General features: G+C 50.5%; 2 protein-coding genes. Both read left to right on the forward strand.

Translation table 11 applies throughout. The features are described from left to right. Positions 1 to 63 precede the first annotated feature (63 nt). The gene (locus VGS11_00020; GenBank protein ID HEV2118487.1) at positions 64 to 489 is read left to right on the forward strand and encodes a hypothetical protein; all 426 of its coding nucleotides are present in this window, start codon (positions 64 to 66) and stop codon (positions 487 to 489) included. Between the two features lie 1,130 nt (positions 490 to 1,619). Beyond that, positions 1,620 to 2,144: lyase family protein (locus VGS11_00025; protein ID HEV2118488.1), on the forward strand; the 525-nt coding region annotated here is incomplete at its 3' end.

Raw genomic sequence — 2,144 nt, forward strand, 5'->3', positions numbered from 1 at the left:
TCTTAATATTCTGCCACTGAGCGCCACTTGACTCAGTAACCCTCGATTCCGGGAGGACGGCCCATGAAGACGAATCAGCCCCTACTCGATTACCTTGCCACCTGCTCAGAGAATTCGCTTCAGGCCTTCGAACTTGTGCGACTAAACGAGGCTGCGGCGCTTCGACAACAATTAATGCAGCAAATCTGTGCCATCGTTGACGAAATGGTTGAGGCCGACACTCAAGCGCGACTGGCAAGATGGATATGTGACCAGCGTCGGCTGGCCATTGACCGTCCGTTGCACTACGTGCATGAGAGTCACCCGGCGCGTCGGAGCCAGGATATTCGAAAGGCGCAGCGCGTCCGTGCTTTTCTGCTTCGAGGGAACGTGCGATCGAGAGAGGCACCACTGCGGAGAGCGAAACGTCTGCTGCAGCTCTTGCGGATGCCGGGCAACCCCTGCATGGCGCAGAAGTCGGGACAGATGCTGTTCGCCGCAGCCAGTTGATCATGAGCTGCCGCTTTCGCAGCGTTTCGAGTTCGTTGGTAGTTATAGTCAAAATCGAGAACTCCAACCCATCACCTTAATTCTTCAATCGGAATCGATAGCACGCATAAGGCACGTCAGAATTGCTGTGTTGAATTCTTGAGTTAACAGACTGATCTTTCGTGTGCGCATATCCTGCCTTGCCGAGAAATCCGAAGAGGGGCTATTCTTGACTGCGCTGACCTCCGATTCGATTCTGTTTATCTTGAGCGCTCTATTCCAATTTCCTCGATGCGCTGCACTGCCACCTGTTACTTTCGCCTTACTCTCCGGGTAACAGTACAAACTGAGCGCAGGGCAATTGGTCCGACACATTCGGTTCTCCCGACATTTCACAGTGAATGCTCTAGAAGTTCCAGATATATCTCCACTCCTTTAAATTGCCGAGTTCGTTTGCATCTGCTTCTGGCATCTAGTTACTTTGCCTACATGCTTAGACGACGGTCAATTCAGCCGTGGTCCAATCGCCGCATCACGATCTGAAGGCAGTCAATTATATGTTAGACGACTATCTATGTTACGGACGGAGTAATGTAGGACAGCTTCAATATGAAGTGGAGCAAAGTAGATTGCATCGACGCTTGTTCTCATACGAATGACCTGTAGCACTCGCAGCCCGGTGTTGCTACAAAGATTCGATTGGAGAGGTACTCCAAGCGCGTGAGCATTCAATATTAGGGTTGGTTGAGCAAGGCGGTCCACCTATGTGTATATCTGCAGTGCGATTATCTGAATTACCATCGGAAAAGCATATTCACTTGCAATTATATTGGTAACTGCAGGCAAGCTCCCTAGTGAGGGACAGCTGCACACTCAGCCCACAGCTGCGCCACTTGGAGCACATTTACGACCCAAGGACGTCAGCAGGCTCTGAGCTATCGCGCCCCGTTGAAATTCCTCCAAAGCTGGAAATCCCATTTGCGCAAAACTGAATTTCATCTACCAAGTCGACAAACACACCTCTTAGACTGTTACAGTGCGAATCTGCTAGACTGGTTAAAGATCTTCTCCAAATAAATGTATCGTAAGAGGGGTGTTCGGATGGAGTGGTTCAGATGAAATTGCGCATAGAAAAGGATTCGCTGGGGGAGATGCAAGTGCCTGCCGACGTGTACTATGGGATTCAGACTCAACGAGCGCTCGAGAACTACCCAATAAGCGGTAACCGGGCTCATCCGAGCCTGATCCAGGCCGTTGGTTTTATAAAGAAATCGGCCGCGCTTACGAATGGAAAGCTCCGATTAGTCCAGCCTAGGATCGCCGATGCCATTGTTCGGGCCGCCGAAGATGTGATTTCTGGAAAGCTCAATGATCAGTTCGTTGTAGACGTGTATCAAGCTGGCGCCGGCGTCTCGTTTCATATGAACGCCAATGAAGTTATAGCGAATCGTGCGATTGAGCTCCTCGGAGGAAATCGAGGCGATTATTCGCTTTGTCATCCCAATGATTGCGTAAATTTCGGGCAGTCCACAAACGACGTCTTCCCTACCTCGATGCGTCTTGCAACAGTTAAGCTCCTCGACGAACTAATGGAATCGGTTCACTTGTTAGAGATTTCCCTCTCTCGCAAAGCGAAGGAGTTCGATCGCATCCTCAAATCCGGCCGCACCCACATG

It is taken from the genome of Candidatus Bathyarchaeia archaeon, from assembly GCA_035935655.1.
Taxonomy (GTDB): Archaea; Thermoproteota; Bathyarchaeia; order 40CM-2-53-6; family 40CM-2-53-6; genus 40CM-2-53-6.